At 61.8% G+C, this 17,170-nt stretch carries 16 protein-coding genes and 1 pseudogene; 10 read left to right on the forward strand and 7 right to left on the reverse strand.

The window, feature by feature from the left end; translation table 11 throughout:
- Positions 1-97: 97 nt before the first annotated feature.
- A pseudogene (locus tag ACQKP2_RS27950) lies at positions 98-973 on the forward strand (phosphoribosylformylglycinamidine synthase subunit PurQ); the annotation flags it as partial.
- 5 nt (positions 974-978) lie between these two features.
- On the forward strand, positions 979-1,290 hold the full coding sequence (locus tag ACQKP2_RS27955; RefSeq protein WP_427581296.1) for an NGG1p interacting factor NIF3: 312 nt from the start codon (positions 979-981) through the stop codon (positions 1,288-1,290).
- 167 nt (positions 1,291-1,457) lie between these two features.
- Here ACQKP2_RS27955 and nagE read toward each other — a convergent pair whose 3' ends face one another.
- The 7 genes from nagE to ACQKP2_RS27990 all read right to left on the reverse strand — a co-directional run bounded on the left by nagE (position 1,458) and on the right by ACQKP2_RS27990 (position 10,169).
- Positions 1,458-3,173 carry an N-acetylglucosamine-specific PTS transporter subunit IIBC gene (gene nagE / locus ACQKP2_RS27960; RefSeq protein WP_427581298.1) on the reverse strand — a complete coding sequence of 572 codons (1,716 nt, stop codon included), beginning with the start codon at positions 3,171-3,173 and terminating at the stop codon, positions 1,458-1,460.
- A gap of 39 nt (positions 3,174-3,212) precedes the next feature.
- Entirely contained in the window at positions 3,213-5,729 is a 2,517-nt protein-coding gene (gene ptsP, locus ACQKP2_RS27965) for a phosphoenolpyruvate--protein phosphotransferase (protein WP_427581300.1), read from the reverse strand.
- A 156-nt stretch (positions 5,730-5,885) separates the two neighbouring features.
- A complete protein-coding gene (locus ACQKP2_RS27970) occupies positions 5,886-6,896 on the reverse strand; it encodes an SIS domain-containing protein (RefSeq protein ID WP_427581324.1) in 1,011 nt (336 codons plus the stop codon).
- A complete protein-coding gene (gene nagA, locus ACQKP2_RS27975) occupies positions 6,889-7,995 on the reverse strand; it encodes an N-acetylglucosamine-6-phosphate deacetylase (RefSeq protein ID WP_427581302.1) in 1,107 nt (368 codons plus the stop codon). Before nagA ends, ACQKP2_RS27970 begins: the two co-directional genes overlap by 8 nt.
- Positions 7,996-8,040: 45 nt before the next feature.
- Complete coding sequence (locus tag ACQKP2_RS27980; protein ID WP_427581304.1) at positions 8,041-8,772, reverse strand: GntR family transcriptional regulator; 732 nt, start codon at positions 8,770-8,772, stop codon at positions 8,041-8,043.
- A 285-nt stretch (positions 8,773-9,057) separates the two neighbouring features.
- On the reverse strand, positions 9,058-9,561 hold the full coding sequence (locus tag ACQKP2_RS27985) for a L,D-transpeptidase family protein (RefSeq protein ID WP_427581306.1): 504 nt from the start codon (positions 9,559-9,561) through the stop codon (positions 9,058-9,060).
- 59 nt (positions 9,562-9,620) lie between these two features.
- Positions 9,621-10,169 carry an NUDIX hydrolase gene (locus tag ACQKP2_RS27990; protein WP_427581308.1) on the reverse strand — a complete coding sequence of 183 codons (549 nt, stop codon included), beginning with the start codon at positions 10,167-10,169 and terminating at the stop codon, positions 9,621-9,623.
- A 147-nt stretch (positions 10,170-10,316) separates the two neighbouring features.
- On the opposite strand from ACQKP2_RS27990, the gene ACQKP2_RS27995 reads away from it, so the two are divergent.
- The 8 genes from ACQKP2_RS27995 to guaA form a co-directional block, all read left to right on the forward strand.
- Complete coding sequence (locus ACQKP2_RS27995; protein WP_427581310.1) at positions 10,317-10,916, forward strand: CoA pyrophosphatase; 600 nt, start codon at positions 10,317-10,319, stop codon at positions 10,914-10,916.
- Positions 10,917-10,973: 57 nt separating this feature from the next.
- A complete protein-coding gene (locus ACQKP2_RS28000) occupies positions 10,974-11,498 on the forward strand; it encodes a gamma carbonic anhydrase family protein (protein WP_427581312.1) in 525 nt (174 codons plus the stop codon).
- Positions 11,495-11,710, forward strand: coding sequence for a DUF1289 domain-containing protein (locus ACQKP2_RS28005; RefSeq protein WP_427581314.1), 216 nt, complete (start codon positions 11,495-11,497; stop codon positions 11,708-11,710). Before ACQKP2_RS28000 ends, ACQKP2_RS28005 begins: the two co-directional genes overlap by 4 nt.
- A 206-nt stretch (positions 11,711-11,916) precedes the next feature.
- Positions 11,917-12,384 (forward strand): VUT family protein, encoded by a 468-nt coding sequence (locus ACQKP2_RS28010; RefSeq protein WP_427581316.1) that lies wholly within the window; start codon positions 11,917-11,919, stop codon positions 12,382-12,384.
- Between the two features lie 90 nt (positions 12,385-12,474).
- The gene (purT, locus tag ACQKP2_RS28015; protein WP_427581317.1) at positions 12,475-13,656 is read left to right on the forward strand and encodes a formate-dependent phosphoribosylglycinamide formyltransferase; all 1,182 of its coding nucleotides are present in this window, start codon (positions 12,475-12,477) and stop codon (positions 13,654-13,656) included.
- Positions 13,657-13,880: 224 nt separating this feature from the next.
- Entirely contained in the window at positions 13,881-14,429 is a 549-nt protein-coding gene (locus ACQKP2_RS28020; RefSeq protein WP_427581319.1) for a sugar ABC transporter ATPase, read from the forward strand.
- Between the two features lie 231 nt (positions 14,430-14,660).
- Positions 14,661-16,130: an IMP dehydrogenase gene (gene guaB / locus ACQKP2_RS28025; RefSeq protein WP_427581321.1), complete on the forward strand. Its 1,470-nt coding sequence runs from the start codon at positions 14,661-14,663 to the stop codon at positions 16,128-16,130.
- Positions 16,131-16,229: 99 nt separating this feature from the next.
- A partial coding sequence (guaA, locus tag ACQKP2_RS28030) for a glutamine-hydrolyzing GMP synthase (RefSeq protein ID WP_427581323.1) occupies positions 16,230-17,170 on the forward strand: 941 nt, incomplete at its 3' end.

Genomic DNA, 17,170 nt, shown 5'->3' on the forward strand with positions numbered 1-17,170 from the left:
CGAGGAAGTCTTTGGGCGCGAGCATGGGGAAGTGTCCTGATGACGATGACGGGCAGTGTATCACGTGGTGTCTATCGTCAATTTCCCGGGCCATGTGGAATTCGATGTGCTGCTGGAAGAAGACAACCCGGGCCTGGGTGTCAAGCTCAGCTTCGACGTCAACCAGGATGTCGCCGCGCCTTACATCAAGAAAGGCATCCGCCCACAGGTTGCCGTGCTGCGTGAGCAGGGCGTCAACGGTCAGGTGGAAATGGCGGCGGCGTTCGACCGCGCCGGTTTCAACGCGATCGACGTGCACATGAGCGACATTCTGGCCGGCCGTGTCGACCTGAACGAGTTCAAGGGCCTCGTCGCTTGCGGCGGTTTCTCCTACGGCGACGTACTGGGTGCCGGTGAAGGCTGGGCGAAATCCGCGCTGTTCAACAGCCGTGCCCGCGATGCGTTCCAGGGCTTCTTCGAGCGCAATGACAGCTTCACCCTCGGCGTGTGCAACGGTTGCCAGATGATGTCCAACCTGCATGAGCTGATCCCGGGCAGCGAGTTCTGGCCGCACTTCGTACGCAACCGTTCCGAGCAGTTCGAAGCGCGTGTGGCGATGGTGCAGATCCAGGAGTCGAACTCGATCTTCCTGCAAGGCATGGCCGGTTCGCGTATGCCGATCGCCATTGCCCACGGCGAAGGTCATGCCGAGTTCGCCAGCGAGGAAGCCCTGCTGGAAGCCGATCTGTCCGGTTGCGTGGCGATGCGTTTCGTCGACAACCACGGCAAGGTTACCGAGCGCTATCCGGCTAACCCGAACGGCTCGCCGCGCGGGATCACCGGTTTGACCAGCCGCGACGGTCGCGTAACGATCATGATGCCGCACCCGGAGCGTGTGTTCCGCGCCGTGCAGAACTCGTGGCGTTCGGACGACTGGAGCGAAGACGCACCGTGGATGCGCATGTTCCGCAATGCTCGCGTGTGGGTGAACTAAGCGTCGTGTACAAGCTCAGCTTTTTTGTTCCCGACAGTCATGTCGAAGTGGTCAAGAGCGCCGTATTCGCTGCCGGTGGCGGACGGATCGGTGCTTACGACCATTGCGCCTGGCAAGTGTTGGGCCTGGGCCAGTTTCGGCCACTGGACGGCAGTCAGCCGTTCATTGGCCAGGCAGGGCAGGTCGAACAAGTTCAGGAGTGGAAAGTTGAGCTGGTGGTATCCGACGAGTTGATTCGCCCGGTAGTGGCGGCTCTGAAACAGAGCCACCCCTACGAGACACCGGCTTATGAAGTATGGCGGCTGGAGAATTTCTGATTCTCTTGCCGCTGAAACGAGAAACCCGCTGAAAGTGATTTCAGCGGGTTTTTTGTTGTCTGTGAGGGCCTCATCGCGAGCAGGCTCGCTCCCACATTGGACTGCATACACCGGACCATTGTGGGAGCGAGCCTGCTCGCGATGAGTCCCACCCAGCCACCATTCATCTAAACCTTGGCACTCACCTCACTACGATTGACCAACGCCTCCAGCGCATGACTCAAGCCCGGTGCCCGGTCGCCCACCAGCAGGTGCCAGAGGCCACCCTCCAGTTGAACGACCCCCTGGCAACCCAGCGCCTTCAAATCGCATTCCGACAACGCCTTGTCATTGGCCAGTTGTACACGGATGCGGGTCATGGCCACGCAATCCAGTTGCAGTATGTTCTCGCTGCCGCCAAGGGCATCCAGCCATTGCCGGGCTTGAGGCGGTGCCACGACGGCAGGTGCAGGTTCGTCAGCGGTTACCGGTGCAGGGACAATCGACGCGCGTCCGAGCGCCGGCATCGCCTGGCGTATCTCGTCGGCAATGCTGTCGGCCATCGGCCCGACCACCACCTGCAAACTGCCACCCTTGCCCGGACGCACCACGGCCATGGCGCCGAGCGCTTTCAAATCCGTATCCGAGGCCTTGTTGCGATCCACCATGTCCAGGCGCAGGCGCGTGGTGCAGGCACCGACGGTGATCAGGTTGGCGGCGCCCCCCAGTGCCTTGATATAGGCCGCGGCCCGTTCGTTTTCCGCCATCGCGGTTTTTTCCACAGGCGCCGCGTCTTCGCGTCCCGGTGTCTTGAGGTTGAAGCGGCGGATGCAGAAATCGAATACCAGGTAGTAGATCACGGCGTAGGCCAGGCCCACCGGGATCACGCGCCAGCCGTTGGTGGATTTGCCCCAGCCGAGGATCATGTCGATGAAGCCACCGGAGAAGGTAAAGCCCAGGTGGATGTTCAACAGGTTGGTGATGGCCATGGCCAGGCCGGTCAGCAGCGCGTGCAGCAAATAGAGCAGCGGTGCAAGGAACATGAAGGCGAATTCGATGGGTTCGGTGACACCGGTCAGGAACGATGTCAGGGCCATTGACAGGAAAATCCCGCCCATGATCCTGCGCCGTTCGGGCAGGGCATTGCGGTACATCGCCAGGCACGCGGCGGGCAGGCCGAACAGCATGACCGGGAACATGCCGGTCATGAACTGGCCGCCCTTCGGATCGCCGGCAAAGTAGCGCGACAAATCACCGGTCACGATGGCGCCGGTGGCCGGATCGGTGAAGTTGCCGAACACGAACCACGCCATGTTGTTGAGGATGTGGTGCAGGCCGGTGACGATCAACAGGCGGTTGAACACGCCAAACACGAATGCACCGAAGCTGCCGCTCTCGAGCAGCAGTGCGCCGAAGCTGTTTATGCCGTGCTGGATCGGCGGCCAGATCAGGCCGAACACCACGCCCAGGCCGACTGCACTGAACCCGGTGACAATCGGCACGAAACGACGGCCACCGAAGAACGCCAGGTACTCCGGCAGCTTGATGTCCTTGAAGCGGTTGTACAGCGCGCCGGCCATCAAACCGCTGATGATCCCGGCGAGCATGCCCATATTGATGCTGGTATCGAGCACCTTGAGCGTGGAAACCATCACCAGGTAACCAATGGCCCCGGCGAGGCCTGCGGTGCCATTGTTGTCCCTGGCGAAGCCGACCGCGATGCCGATGGCGAAAATCAGTGCCAGGTTGGCGAAGATCACCTGGCCGGCGTCGTGGATGATCGCGATGTTCAACAGGTCCGTGTCGCCCAGGCGCAGCAACAGGCCGGCAATCGGCAGGATCGCGATCGGCAGCATCAGCGCGCGACCCAGGCGCTGCAAGCCTTCTATAAAAATCTGGTACATGACGGTTCTCCCTGGATTCTTCGTTCTTGTTGTCGGGGGTCAGCTCAAAGGCCAATGCTGGTGACAGGCATGGCGCACGGCCCCGGCGCCGCTCAGCTTGAGCAGGCCCAGACTGATGCGCCGGCATTGGTCGGCGTCGAGGTGGCGCACGCGATCCTTGATTTCACCGATCTGTACCGGACTCACCGACAGTTCGCTCACGCCCAGCCCGATCAGCACCGGCGTGGCCAAGGGATCGGACGCCAGCGCGCCACACACACCGACCCAGCGCTTGTGCTGCGCGGCACCGGCGCAGGTTTGCGCGATCAAGCGCAACAGCGCGGGGTGCAAGGCATCGACCCGTGACGCGAGGCCGGCGTGGTCGCGATCCATGGCCAGGGTGTATTGCGAGAGGTCATTGGTCCCGATGGACAGAAAGTCCGCATGTTCGGCCAGTTGTTCGGCCAGCAGCGCAGCGGCAGGGACTTCGATCATCACACCAAGTTCGGGACGTTCGGTCAGACCCTGCTCCGTGCACAGGGCGTCCAGGCGCTGGCGGATGTGCAGCAGTTCGTCGACTTCGGTGACCATCGGCAACATGATCCGGCATCGGGGCAGCGGCGTGACCTGCAGCAGGGCGCGCAGTTGCTGGTCGAGCAGTTCCGGACGGACCTGAGCCAGGCGAATGCCGCGCAGGCCCAGTACGGGATTGGCTTCGGCGGGCAGTGGCAGATAGTCGAGTTGCTTGTCGCCGCCGACGTCGATGGTGCGGATGATCACGGGTTTGTCAGCCATGGCATCGAGCACCGCTTGATAGGCGCCGCGCTGCTCCTGCTCGTCCGGTGCGGTGTGACGGTCGACGAACAGAAACTCGGTGCGCAGCAGGCCGACGCCGTCTGCGCCATTGGCCAGGGCATCCGTGGCTTCGGCGCTGGAGGCGACGTTGGCCGCGACTTCGATGCGCACGCCATCGAGTGTCTGCGCCGGGGTGTGCGCCTGTGCCTGTTGCCGGGCGCGACGCTGCTGCTGTTCAAGTTGCAGTTGTTTCACTTCGGCGAGACGTTCAGCACTGGGCGCGAGTTCGAGACGGCCGCTATCGGCGTCCAGTACCACCGCCTGGTTCTGCGCCTGTGTCAGCAGCGCTGATCCCAAGGCAACCATGCAGGGCAAGCCCTTGCCACGGGCGAGGATGGCCACGTGGGACGTCGCGCCGCCTTCGGCCATGCATAATCCGGCGACACCTTGCTGGCTCAGTTGCAGCAGATCGGACGGGGTCAGTTCATGGGCGGCAACGATGGCGCCGGGTGGAACGTCGTAGTGCCAGTCTGCGCCGAGCAGGGCGCGCAACACCCGTTGCTTGAGATCGCGCAAGTCGTTGGTGCGTTCGGCCAGCAGCGTGCTGCCCAGTTGCCGGAGCATGTCGCACTGCGCATCGATGGACTGGCTCCAGGCGTGAGTCGCGGCTGTACCCTGGTCGATGAGCAGATAGGCTGCATCCAGCAGTGCCGGGTCTTCGAGCAACGCAAGGTGCGCCGCGAAAATGGCCTCTTCATCGGTGTTCCTGTGCTTTCTGGCGTGGGCCAATGTCGAGGCGATCTCGCTGCGCACCTGGGTCAGCGCGGTATCGAGGTTGTGCCGTTGTTGCACGGGATCATTGTGCCCGGCATCTGCCGGCAGGTTGATCGCATTCAGCCGAAACAGCGGCCCGCCGACCAGCCCTGGAGCGGCGCAGACACCGTGCAATACGCCTGCTTCGGTTGTGCGTTCGGGTTGAACCACGGGCGCAGGTGCGACGGCGTGATGTTCCTCGGCCAGCGCCGTGGACAGCGCGGCCAACATCGCCTGCAATGCGGCTTGGGCATCGGGGCCCTGGCAGCTGACCTGCACTTCATCCTGCTCGCCGATGGCCAGCCCCATCATTGCGATCAGACTGTCGCAGCTTGCCGATTTGCCGGCGAAATGCAGGTGCGATTTGCTCTTGAATCCTTGTGCGGTCTGGCGAAGCAGCGCTGCGGGGCGTGCATGCAAACCGCCGCGGTGGGCGATACGGATCCGGCCGACGACTTCTTCGCCGACGGCTTGCGCCTGCGGCTGTACGCTCGAACCGTTGCGGCGAATGATGTGCAACAAGGGTTCGCCGACCTTCACCGATTTGAGGGTGATGGGGCGTGCCTGGAAATCCTGGCTGTTGGTGAGGATCAGCAGGGTGACCAGGCTTTTGCACTGGCGCGCGACTTGATCCAGGTCGTAGCGCAGCAGCGGTTGGCCATTGGCAACCCGTGCCCCCTCCTGAACCAGCACGGTAAAGCCCTGGCCTTGCAGCTCGACGGTATCGAGGCCCAGGTGCAGCAGCAGTTCGGCGCCGTTGTCGGCACGCAGTGTCACGGCATGGCCGGTGCGCGCGACATGCACCACCACACCGGCGCACGGCGCGTGCAGGGTGTCGTTCAGCGGATCGATGGCGATGCCGTCACCCATGGCGCCGCTGGCAAACACCGGGTCCGGGACCTTGGCGAGCGTGAGCACCGGGCCGCTGAGCGGGGCGCTGAGGGTCAGCTCTTTATTTTTGTTGGGCATGGCTCGGTCTCATCAATAAATCTACGGTCGGATCAACCCGTTCCCCTGTAGGAGCGAGCAAGCTCGCGATGGATCTGCAGACACCACGGGGTGTCAGGATGCCAGCGTCATCGTTGACGACCATCGCGAGCTTGCTCGCTCCTACAGGGGAGGGGGTCAGTGGGTGCGTGTGACTTTGCTCAAGTGTCGTGGCTGGTCCGGGTCCATGCCGCGAGCGGTCGCCAGGCCTGCCGCCATCACGTAGAAGCTCTGGATCGCCAGGATCGGATCGAGGGCCGGGTGTTCGGCGCGGGTCAGGGTCAGGTCGCGTTCGACCACATCATCCGGTGCTGCCAGCAAGACAAGGGCGCCACGCTGGCGCATGTCGTTGGCCAGGCTCAGCAGGCCGGCCTGTTCGGCGCCCCGTGGTGCAAAGATCAACAACGGATAGTGTTCGTCGATCAGGGCCATCGGGCCGTGGCGGACTTCGGCGCTGCTGAAGGCTTCGGCCTGAATCGCCGAGGTTTCCTTGAATTTGAGCGCCGCTTCCTGAGCGATGGCAAAGCCGGCGCCGCGTCCGATGACCATCAAACGCTGGCAATCGCGCAGGGCTTCGATGGCCGGGCTCCAGTCCTGTCGCGCGGCATCGCGCAGGCCCTCGGGCAGTGCAAGTCCGGCGTCGAGCAGTTCGCTGTCTTGCTTCCAGTGCCCGATCAAGCGAGCGCTGGCGCTGAGGGTGGCGATGAAGCTTTTGGTCGCGGCCACGCTGCTTTCGATGCCGGCCAGCAATGGCAGGCTGAACTCGCAGGCCGCTTCCAGAGGCGAATCCGCGGCGTTGACCAGCGAAATGCTCAAGGCACCGCGTTTGCGCAGCAGACGCAGGCTATTGACCAGGTCCGGGCTCTGCCCCGATTGCGAAAAGGCGAACGCCACCTGGCCGCTGACTTTCAACGGCGCCTGCTGCATGGTGACAACCGACATCGGCAACGAGGCCACCGGGATGCCCAGCAGTTGCATGGTCAGGTAGGCGAAGTAGCTGGCGGCATGGTCGGAGCTGCCGCGCGCCACCGTCATGGCCACTTGGGGCGGTTGTCGGCGCAGGCGCCCGGCGATCTCGATTATGGACGGATCGAGCTGCTGCAATTGGGCCTGTACGGCTTCGAACGAGGACAGCGCCTCTTCAAGCATCCTGGAAGTCAATCTCTTCTCCTTCGACCATCACGGCGGTCAGTTTCAGTGAGCGATCCAGCCGCACGCAGTCGGCCCAGGATCCGGGTTGCAGGCGCCCGCGCTCGGTAATGCCGAGATAGTCGGCGGGAAATTGCGACAGGCGCTGCGAGGCTTCGGCGATCGGCAGGCCGATCTTCACCAGATTGCGCAAGGCCTGATCCATGGTCAGGGTGCTGCCGGCCAGCGTGCCGTCGGGCAGACGCACGCCACCCAGGCATTTGGTCACGGTGTGGCTGCCGAGCTTGTATTCGCCATCGGGCATGCCTGCCGCTGCGGTCGAGTCGGTCACGCAATACAGGCACGGGATGGAACGCAGGGCCACGCGGATCGCACCGGGGTGCACATGCAGCAAATCGGGGATCAGTTCGGCATATCGGGCGTGGGCCAGCGCAGCGCCGACGATGCCCGGTTCACGGTGATGCAGCGGGCTCATGGCGTTATAGAGATGCGTGAAACTGGTTGCCCCCGCCTCCAGTGCGGCGACGCCTTCTTCATAACTTCCCAGCGTGTGACCAATCTGCATGCGGATGCCACGGGCGCTGAGCGTGCGGATCAGCGCGTCATGGCCGGCGATTTCCGGGGCGATGGTGATGACGCGAATCGGCGCCAGGTCCAGGAAACGCTCGACCTCGGTCAGCATCGCGGTGTGGGCGAAGTTGGGTTGCGCACCGAGTTTGCCGGGGTTGATGTACGGGCCTTCCAGGTGAACGCCCAGAACCCGGGCGCTGCCCTGGGGGCGCTGCAAACAGAATTCGCCCAAAGCCTGGAGCACGCTGGAAAGCTCTTCGTGCGGCGCGGTCATGGTGGTGGCCAGCAGCGAAGTGGTGCCAAAGCGCACATGGGTTTTGGCGATGGTTTCGAAGGCAGGCGCACCTTCCATGATGTCCTTGCCGCCACCACCGTGAACGTGCAGGTCAATAAAGCCGGGAAGCAGATACGGCAGTTCGTTGTCCGCCGGATCGCAGGGGGCGCCCTCGATAGACACGACCCTGCCGTTTTCGTGAACCAGACGGCCGCGAACCCAGCCCTGGGGAGTGAGGATGTTGTCTTCGGACATGGTGGTTTTCTCGTATTCGGCGCCGCTGTTTGTTTGCGCAGCGTTCTACCTGCGCAGCTCTGCGACAAAGTCGTAGTAATCGTTGCGGCAATAGGTGTCGGTGACTTCAATGGGCGTGTTGTCTTCGAGGTAGCCGACCCGGGTCATCAGCAACATCGCCGTGCCGGGGGCGATGCCCACCAGTGCGGCGAACTCGTCCGAGGCGTTGATGGCCTGGATATGTTGCAGGGCGCGGACCACGGGTTTGCCGATGCCGTCGAGGTATTCGTAAAGGGAGTCGCCCACCGACTGAGGCTTGGGGATGATCGAGGCGGGCAGGGTGCTCATCTCGATGGCCATCACCGTGTCATCGGCCTTGCGCAGGCGTTTGAGCCGCGCGACCTTGTCATTGGGCGACAGGCCCAGGCGGATCAGTTCTTCGTGGGTTGGCAGGGTGATTTCCCGTTCCAGCCATTGGGAGCCCGGAACAAACCCTTTGAGGCGAAGCATTTCGCTAAAGCCCGACAGGCGCGACAGCGGTTGTTCCAGGCGTGGCGTGATGAAGGTGCCGGAACCCTGGTTGCGGCGGATCAGACCTTGTTCGAACAGCACTTCCAGCGCCTTGCGGGCCGTGACGCGAGAGATGCCCAGCCGTTCGCTGAGATTGCGTTCCGACGGCATCGCCTGTTCGGCTTTCCACTGGCCGGCATGGATCGCCGCTTCCAGATTGCGCGCCAGTTGCAGGTACAGCGGCGTGGGTTGGGTGTCGTCGGGGCGCAGGGCGTTGAGGTCGTTCATGTGTGGCATCCGGATATTGGAATGTTGTTGCCCGGTGATGGGCAAAAACTAATACCACTTAAATACCATGTCAACGCCACGGCTTTGCTGCTGGCACGAGAAATAGGCGCTATTGAGCGCTGTGTTTTGCGGTTGGTTTGAAGTGGTATTAGAGGAGGGGATTCAGAACGCAAAAATCGCAGCCTGCGGCAGCTTCTGCAGGTGAGAGTGGTATCACCTGTGCAGGAGCCGCCGCGGGCTGCGATCTTTTGAATTTATTTTTGCGAGGACGACAGAAGGTCGTGGTCAGGGGCGGATTTCGATCATCGTGCCATCCGGCACCAGATTCCAGACTTCACGCATGTCGACGTTGCGCATGGCCACGCAGCCATCGGTCCAGTCGAGGGTGTGGAACAGGTCTTCAGGGTTTTCTTCGGTGTCCGGCGTGCCATGGATCATGATCATGCCGCCGGGATCGACGCCTTCGCGACGGGCGCGGGCCGAGTCGCTGATGTTGGGGTAGGAAATGTGCATCGCCAGGTTGAATTTATCGCTGACCTTGCGCCAGTCGACCCAATAGAAACCCTCCGGCGTGCGTTTGTCGCCTTCCATCAGTTTCGGTCCCTTGGGGTGTTTGCCCAGGGAAATGCGATAGGTCTTGAGCGGCTTGCCGTCGTTGATCAATTGCAATTGATGGGAGGACTTGAGAACCAGAATTTTTTCGATGACCTTGCCGTCCATGGTTCCCACGGCAGACGCCTGGGACACCGTGACGAACGACAAGCAAAACAGGGCAAGCAACCAGCGCATTGAAACGATTCCCCAGAAGGTGTCGCGACTATTTAGTTATAGGCTATTTATAAGTGTTTTTAGTTGGCAGGCTGAGCAAGCGGCGGGATCGATTCGGACCTTACGGGGTAGACCTCGGCCCGCCGGTCAGCGAAGAAGCATTCTAAGGTACGGCCTACGGTGCGAAAAGCCAGCTCGTCCCAAGGGATGTCCGCTTCGTCGAATAATTGCACTTCGAGGCTCTCGGGGCCGGCGGCAAAGTTCAGGTCCGCCAGTTCTGCGCGAAAGAACACATGCACCTGGCTGATGTGCGGTACGTCGATCAGGGTATAGATGCTCAGGTTGCGTACCCGGGCGCAGGCTTCCTCGGCGGTTTCGCGGATGGCCGCCTGCTCGATGGTCTCGCCGTTTTCCATGAAGCCGGCGGGCAGGGTCCAGTAACCCCGGCGCGGCTCGATGGCGCGTCGGCACAGCAGGACCTGGGTGCCCCAGGTCGCGATGCAACCGGCGACGATATTCGGGTTCTGGTAATGAATGGCCTGGCAGGTGTCGCAAACGAAACGCAGGCGCGAATCGCCTTCGGGAATGCGTTGCGTCACCGGGTTGCCGCACTGGCTGCAAAATTTCATGCTTGGGTTCCTGAATGCTGCGCCTATCTTGGCGTGCGCCGGTGTCTGTCGGCAAGTTGTCGTTTCGCGACACGCCGCTGTCCGGGGGGTTGGGCGACCGAAGCGATTGGTGCATGATGCGGGCTAAGGCACAGATCGAGAACACTCATGCTGGACGAGCTACTGCATCGGGTAAGTAACCACACACCGCGTACGTTGGAGACTGACCAGCGTTTCCCCGAGGCCGCCGTACTGGTGCCCATCACTCGCAGCGACAAGCCGGCACTGGTACTGACCCTGCGAGCCAGCGGGCTGTCGACCCATGGTGGTGAAGTGGCCTTTCCCGGCGGTCGGCGAGACCCCGAAGATCCGGACCTGATGTTCACTGCCCTGCGTGAGGCCGAAGAGGAAATCGGTCTGCCACCGGGTCTGGTCGAGGTCATCGGCCCGTTGAGCCCGCTGATTTCCCTGCATGGCATCAAGGTCACGCCTTATGTCGGCGTCATTCCGGACTTTGTCGAGTACCAGGCCAACGATGCGGAGATCGCCGCCGTATTCAACGTCCCGCTGGAGTTTTTTCGCGAAGATCCGCGCGAACACACCCATCGCATCGATTATCAGGGGCGCAGTTGGTATGTGCCGAGTTATCGTTACGGCGGATACAAGATCTGGGGCCTGACCGCGATCATGGTCGTCGAGTTGATCAATCTGCTCTATGACGCGAAGATCAGCCTGCACCAACCGCCCAAGAGCTTCATCAATACCTGAAGCCATCATTCGAATGGCCTGCCACGCAAAGCCTGCCCGAGCCTTGAGGAAACAACGATGAAATACCGCCTGGGCGACGCCCGTGTCGAAACCCATCCACAGAGCTGGGTCGCACCCAATGCCGTACTGGTGGGCAAGGTAAAACTGGAAGAGGGCGCCAACGTCTGGTTCAACGCCGTGCTGCGCGGTGACAACGAATTGATCCTGATCGGCAAGAACAGCAACGTTCAGGACGGCACCGTGATGCACACCGATATGGGCTATCCGCTGACCATCGGCACCGGCGTGACCATCGGGCACAACGCCATGCTGCATGGCTGCACCGTGGGCGATTACAGCCTGATCGGTATCAATGCGGTGATCCTCAACGGTGCGAAAATCGGCAGGAACTGCATCATCGGCGCCAATTCGCTGATCGGCGAAGGCAAGGAGATTCCGGACGGTTCGCTGGTCATGGGGTCGCCTGGCAAAGTGGTGCGCGAATTGACTGACGCGCAGAAAAAGATGCTGGAAGCCAGCGCCGCCCACTACGTGCACAACTCGCAGCGATATGCCCGCGATCTGGCAGAGCAGGAACAATGACCGCCACCGAACGCCCGGTAGCATCGCCCTGCGTGAGCATTTGTGCGCTGGACGACGATGACATCTGCACCGGTTGCCAGCGTACGGTGGATGAAATCACCCGCTGGAGCCGCATGACCAACGACGAGCGGCGCAAGGTGTTGGGGTTGTGTCATGAGCGGGCCAAGGCCAGTGGGTTGATCTGGATGTTGCCTGGCAAATCCGATAGCTGAATTGACACTGGAAGGTGCTTCGCACTTTATCGCGAGCAGGCTCGCTCCCACATGGGAATGCGGTCGACTGTGGGAGCGAGCCTGCTCGCGATGGAATCAAGAACAGCGCGGGGCACCAGACTCCTCGCGTTATCGTTCACGACCATCGCGAGCAGGCTCGCTCCTACAGTATTCTGTGCGGAAAATTGACAGGTACTTTTGCGCCCATGCTCTTCCTGATCGCCTACATCGGCAGCGTCGTGCTGATCAACTTCGCCTTTTCCACCGCACCGCACCTGGACATCATCTGGTCGGCCTGGGGTGGTCTGGTGTTCATCCTGCGCGACATGGTGCAAACCCGGTTCGGGCATGGCGCCCTGGTGGCGATGCTGGTGGCGCTGGTGCTGTCCTATCTCACCTCCGATCCGTCCATCGCCCTGGCCAGTGCCACGGCGTTCGCGGTTTCCGAGTGCATCGACTGGCTGGTATTCAGCGTCACCCGGCGTCCGTTGCATGACCGCCTGTGGATAAGTTCGGCCCTGAGCATTCCCCTCGACACCTTTATCTTTTTCGGCATGATCGACGCCTTGACGCCAGGGGTGATCCTCACTGCCCTGGGTTCGAAGTTCGCCGGGGTCACCGCCGTATGGCTGATCATGGCCTCGCGTCTGCGCAAACAGGCTGTCGCCGGCTGAAGTTCATGTAAAATGCCGCGCTTTCTCTCCATGGATCGTGCGTATTGCACCGTATCCTCGATGATCCGCTCCTTTTTGAGGACCTTTCAGATGACTCGTATCGGAACTCCATTGTCGCCCACCGCGACCCGCGTGTTGATGTGTGGCTGTGGCGAGTTGGGCAAGGAAGTGGTGATCGAACTGCAACGCCTGGGCGTTGAAGTCATTGCCGTGGATCGTTATGCCAATGCGCCGGCCATGCAGGTTGCCCATCGCAGCCACGTGATCAACATGCTCGATGGCGCAGCCCTGCGTGCCGTGATCGAAGCCGAGAAACCGCACTTCATCGTGCCGGAAATCGAAGCCATTGCCACCGCCACCCTGGTGGAGCTGGAAGCCGAAGGCTTCACCGTGATTCCGACCGCCCGCGCCGCGCAACTGACCATGAACCGCGAGGGTATCCGTCGCCTGGCCGCTGAAGAGCTGGATCTGCCGACTTCGCCCTATCACTTCGCCGACACCTTCGAGGACTACAGCAAGGCGGTCGAAGACCTCGGTTTCCCGTGCGTGGTCAAACCGGTCATGAGTTCGTCGGGCAAGGGGCAAAGCCTGCTGCGCAGCGCCGATGACGTGAAAAAGGCCTGGGACTACGCGCAAGAAGGCGGTCGCGCCGGTAAAGGTCGCGTGATCATCGAAGGCTTTATCGATTTCGACTACGAAATCACCCTGCTGACGGTGCGTCACGTCGGCGGCACCACCTTCTGCGCACCGGTCGGCCATCGTCAGGAGAAGGGCGATTACCAGGAGTCCTGGCAGCCGCAAGCCATGAGCCCGATCGCCCTGGCTGAGTCCGAGCGCGTGGCCAAGGCCGTTACCGAAGCCCTGGGTGGCCGTGGCCTGTTCGGCGTCGAGCTGTTCATCAAGGGCGATCAGGTGTGGTTCAGCGAAGTGTCGCCACGTCCGCACGATACCGGCCTGGTCACCCTGATTTCCCAGGACCTGTCGCAATTCGCCCTGCACGCACGGGCGATCCTGGGCCTGCCGATCCCGTTGATCCGTCAGTTCGGGCCTTCGGCTTCGGCGGTGATTCTGGTGGAAGGGCAGTCGACCCAGACCGCTTTCGCCAATCTGGGCGCCGCCTTGAGCGAGCCGGACACCGCACTGCGCCTGTTCGGCAAGCCTGAAGTCAACGGCCAGCGCCGCATGGGCGTTGCCCTGGCACGCGACGAATCGATCGAAGCGGCCCGCGCCAAGGCCACGCGCGCGTCGCAGGCGGTTGTCGTCGAACTGTAAAAACTGCGCCGGCGGGCCTATACCTTCTCTGAACAAGGCTCGCCAGGATATCGGTTGGAAAAATGAACCTGTGGGAGCGAGCCCTGCTCGCGATGGCGGCGTCAGCATCAACTTCGGTGCTGAAGGTAGAACCGCTATCGCGAGCAGGCTCGCTCCCACAAGGGTTTCATTCGGTTGATCGAATCCTCGCAAATCCCTTCATGAAAGCTTCAGGCCTGTATTCCATGAACTCCCAAAGCATCATCGTCCCCAAAATATCCACACTGCCGGTGCACGAGCCCCGGGCCCGGGCGATCGTGCGTTGGCTTGTGCGCAAGAACATCGTCCATGAAGAGCTGACCACCTGTGGTCGCACCGGCAACCGCATGGCCCTTGCCATTGGCGAAGGCGCGCGCGATGTCGTTCTGCACCCCGATGCATTGCCGTTCGGCGAGCCGGTCAATGGCTTGGAAATCATTACCAAACGCTGCATCTACACACCGGCCAAGGGTTTTCTGGGCGAGGCGGGGTGTGCCGAGTGCCGTCAGGAAATCGGTGAAGCTCTGTTCGAAAGCCTGGAAGACTGGATGCCGGGGCGTACAGACAATTTCACCTGCCCCGAATGCGGGCACGAAGACGACATCAACGGTTTTCTGTTCCTGCAGGCGTGCGGCTTCTCCAACCTGGGTTTCATTTTCAATAACTGGGCCGAGGCGGGATTCAAGCAAAGCTTTCTCGACGAGTTCGCCGATTGGCTCGACCAGCCGGTGAGCTGGGTCAAAGTGGAACTGTAGGAACACAGCTTGCCGAAGGCAAAATTGTGGACGTTACCCCTGTAGGAGCACAGCTTGCTGGCGAAAGCGTCTTCAAGGACGCCATCGCCAACAAGCTGTGCGCCTACAGGTTTGCGCTAACAAAAGCCCCGTCGATCACCCTGTCAGTAATACTCAGAGTTTTACATTGAACCCGAAGGGGTGTCTGACTATAATGGCGCGCTTCCATTTTCCCGCCCGGGAGCCCCCGCGATGCTGCGTATCAGCCAAGAAGCTCTGACATTCGACGACATTCTCCTAGTGCCTGGTTATTCCGAGGTACTTCCTAACGAAGTCAGTCTCAAGACCCGTCTTACCCGTGGCATCGAGCTGAATATTCCACTGGTTTCCGCCGCCATGGACACCGTCACTGAAGCCCGTCTGGCAATCGCCATGGCTCAGGAAGGTGGTATCGGCATCATCCACAAGAACATGACCATCGAGCAGCAAGCTGCCGAAGTGCGCAAGGTCAAGAAGATCGAAGCCGGTGTCGTCAAGGACCCGATCACCATCGAGGCCGACGCCACGGTTCGTGATCTGTTCGAACTGACCCGCCTGCACAACATTTCCGGCGTTCCGGTGCTGCACGATGGCGACCTGGTCGGCATCGTCACCTCCCGCGACGTGCGTTTCGAAAGCCGCCTGGAAGCCACCGTACGTGAAGTGATGACGCCCAAAGAGCGTCTGGTCACCGTCCGTGAAGGCGCCGACAAGAACGAAGTGCGCGAGTTGCTGCACAAGCACCGCCTGGAAAAAGTCCTGATCGTCGACGACAAATTCGCCCTCAAAGGCATGATGACCGTCAAGGACATCGAAAAAGCCAAGGCCTACCCGCTGGCCAGCAAGGACGATCAAGGTCGTCTGCGCGTCGGTGCCGCGGTCGGCACCGGCAAGGACACTGGCGACCGCGTCGCGGCGCTGGTCAATGCCGGCGTTGACGTGGTGGTGGTCGACACTGCCCACGGCCACTCCAAGGGCGTGATCGATCGCGTTCGCTGGGTCAAGGAAAACTACCCGCAAGTGCAGGTCATCGGCGGCAACATCGCCACCGGCGCTGCCGCCAAGGCCTTGGCCGAAGCCGGCGCCGACGCGGTCAAGGTCGGTATCGGCCCTGGCTCGATCTGCACCACCCGTATCGTCGCCGGTGTCGGCGTGCCGCAAATCAGCGCCATCGCCAACGTCGCCGCTGCCCTTGAAGGCACGGGCGTTCCGTTGATCGCCGACGGCGGCATCCGCTTCTCCGGTGACCTGTCCAAGGCCATCGTGGCCGGTGCCTCTGCGGTGATGATGGGCTCGATGTTCGCCGGTACCGAAGAAGCGCCGGGCGAGATCGAACTGTTCCAGGGCCGTTCGTACAAGGCTTATCGCGGCATGGGTTCGCTGGGCGCCATGTCCCAGGCCCAGGGGTCGTCCGACCGTTACTTCCAGGACTCCTCGGCCGGCGCCGAGAAACTGGTTCCGGAAGGCATCGAAGGGCGTGTTCCGTACAAGGGCACCCTGACGGCGATCATTCACCAGTTGATGGGCGGTCTGCGTTCTTCCATGGGCTACACCGGTAGCGCCAACATCGAAGAAATGCGCACCAAGCCCGAGTTCGTGCGGATCACCGGCGCCGGCATGGCCGAGTCCCACGTCCACGACGTACAGATCACCAAGGAAGCGCCAAACTACCGCGTAGGTTGAGCCTTCAAGCAATAAGTTAAGCAACCGGGGCTGTTTGATTCAGCCCCGAGTTGTTTCTGAATCACGACTGTTTCTGATTGACTTAGACGAGACTGAATCATGGCCCTCGATATTCACGCTCACCGCATCCTGATCCTCGACTTCGGTTCCCAGTACACCCAGCTGATCGCCCGCCGCGTGCGTGAAATCGGCGTGTACTGCGAACTGCATCCATTCGACATGGACGAAGATGCGATCCGCGAGTTCGCTCCCAAAGGCGTTATCCTCGCCGGCGGCCCGGAGTCGGTGCACGAAGCCAACAGCCCTCGCTGCCCGCAAGCGGTCTTCGACCTGGGCGTACCGGTCTTCGGTATCTGCTACGGCATGCAGACCATGGCCGAGCAACTGGGCGGCAAGGTCGAAGGTTCCGAGCTGCGTGAGTTCGGTTATGCCCGCGTTGACGTGGTCGGCAAGAGCCGTCTGCTCGACGGCATCGAAGACCACATCGACGCCGACGGCCTGTTCGGCCGCGACGTGTGGATGAGCCGCGGTGCCAAGGGCACCTATATGCGGGTTGACGTCCACATCCTGGCCAGCACCCCGAGCTGCCCGATCGCCGGCATGTTCAGTGACGATCGTCGCTACTACGGCGTGCAGTTCCACCCGGAAGTGACCCACACCAAGCAGGGCGGCCGCATCCTGTCGCGCTTCATTCTCGACATCTGCGGTTGCGAAGCCCTGTGGACGCCGTCGCACATTGCCGAAGACGCCATTGCCCAGATTCGTGCCCAGGTCGGTACCGACAACGTACTGCTCGGCCTGTCCGGCGGCGTGGACTCCTCGGTGGTCGCGGCCCTGCTGCACAAGGCCATCGGTGATCAACTGACCTGCGTGTTCGTCGACAACGGCCTGCTGCGTCTGCACGAAGGTGAGCAAGTGATGGCCATGTTCGCCGAGAACATGGGATACCGCATCATCGGCACTGATGGCACCCCGGCCCCCGATGAGCGCGACAAAACGTTGGGCGTCGATGTCGGCAACTATAAAAACCGCACGGTCGT

This window comes from Pseudomonas sp. NPDC089569 (assembly GCF_050280625.1).
Classification (GTDB): domain Bacteria; phylum Pseudomonadota; class Gammaproteobacteria; order Pseudomonadales; family Pseudomonadaceae; genus Aquipseudomonas.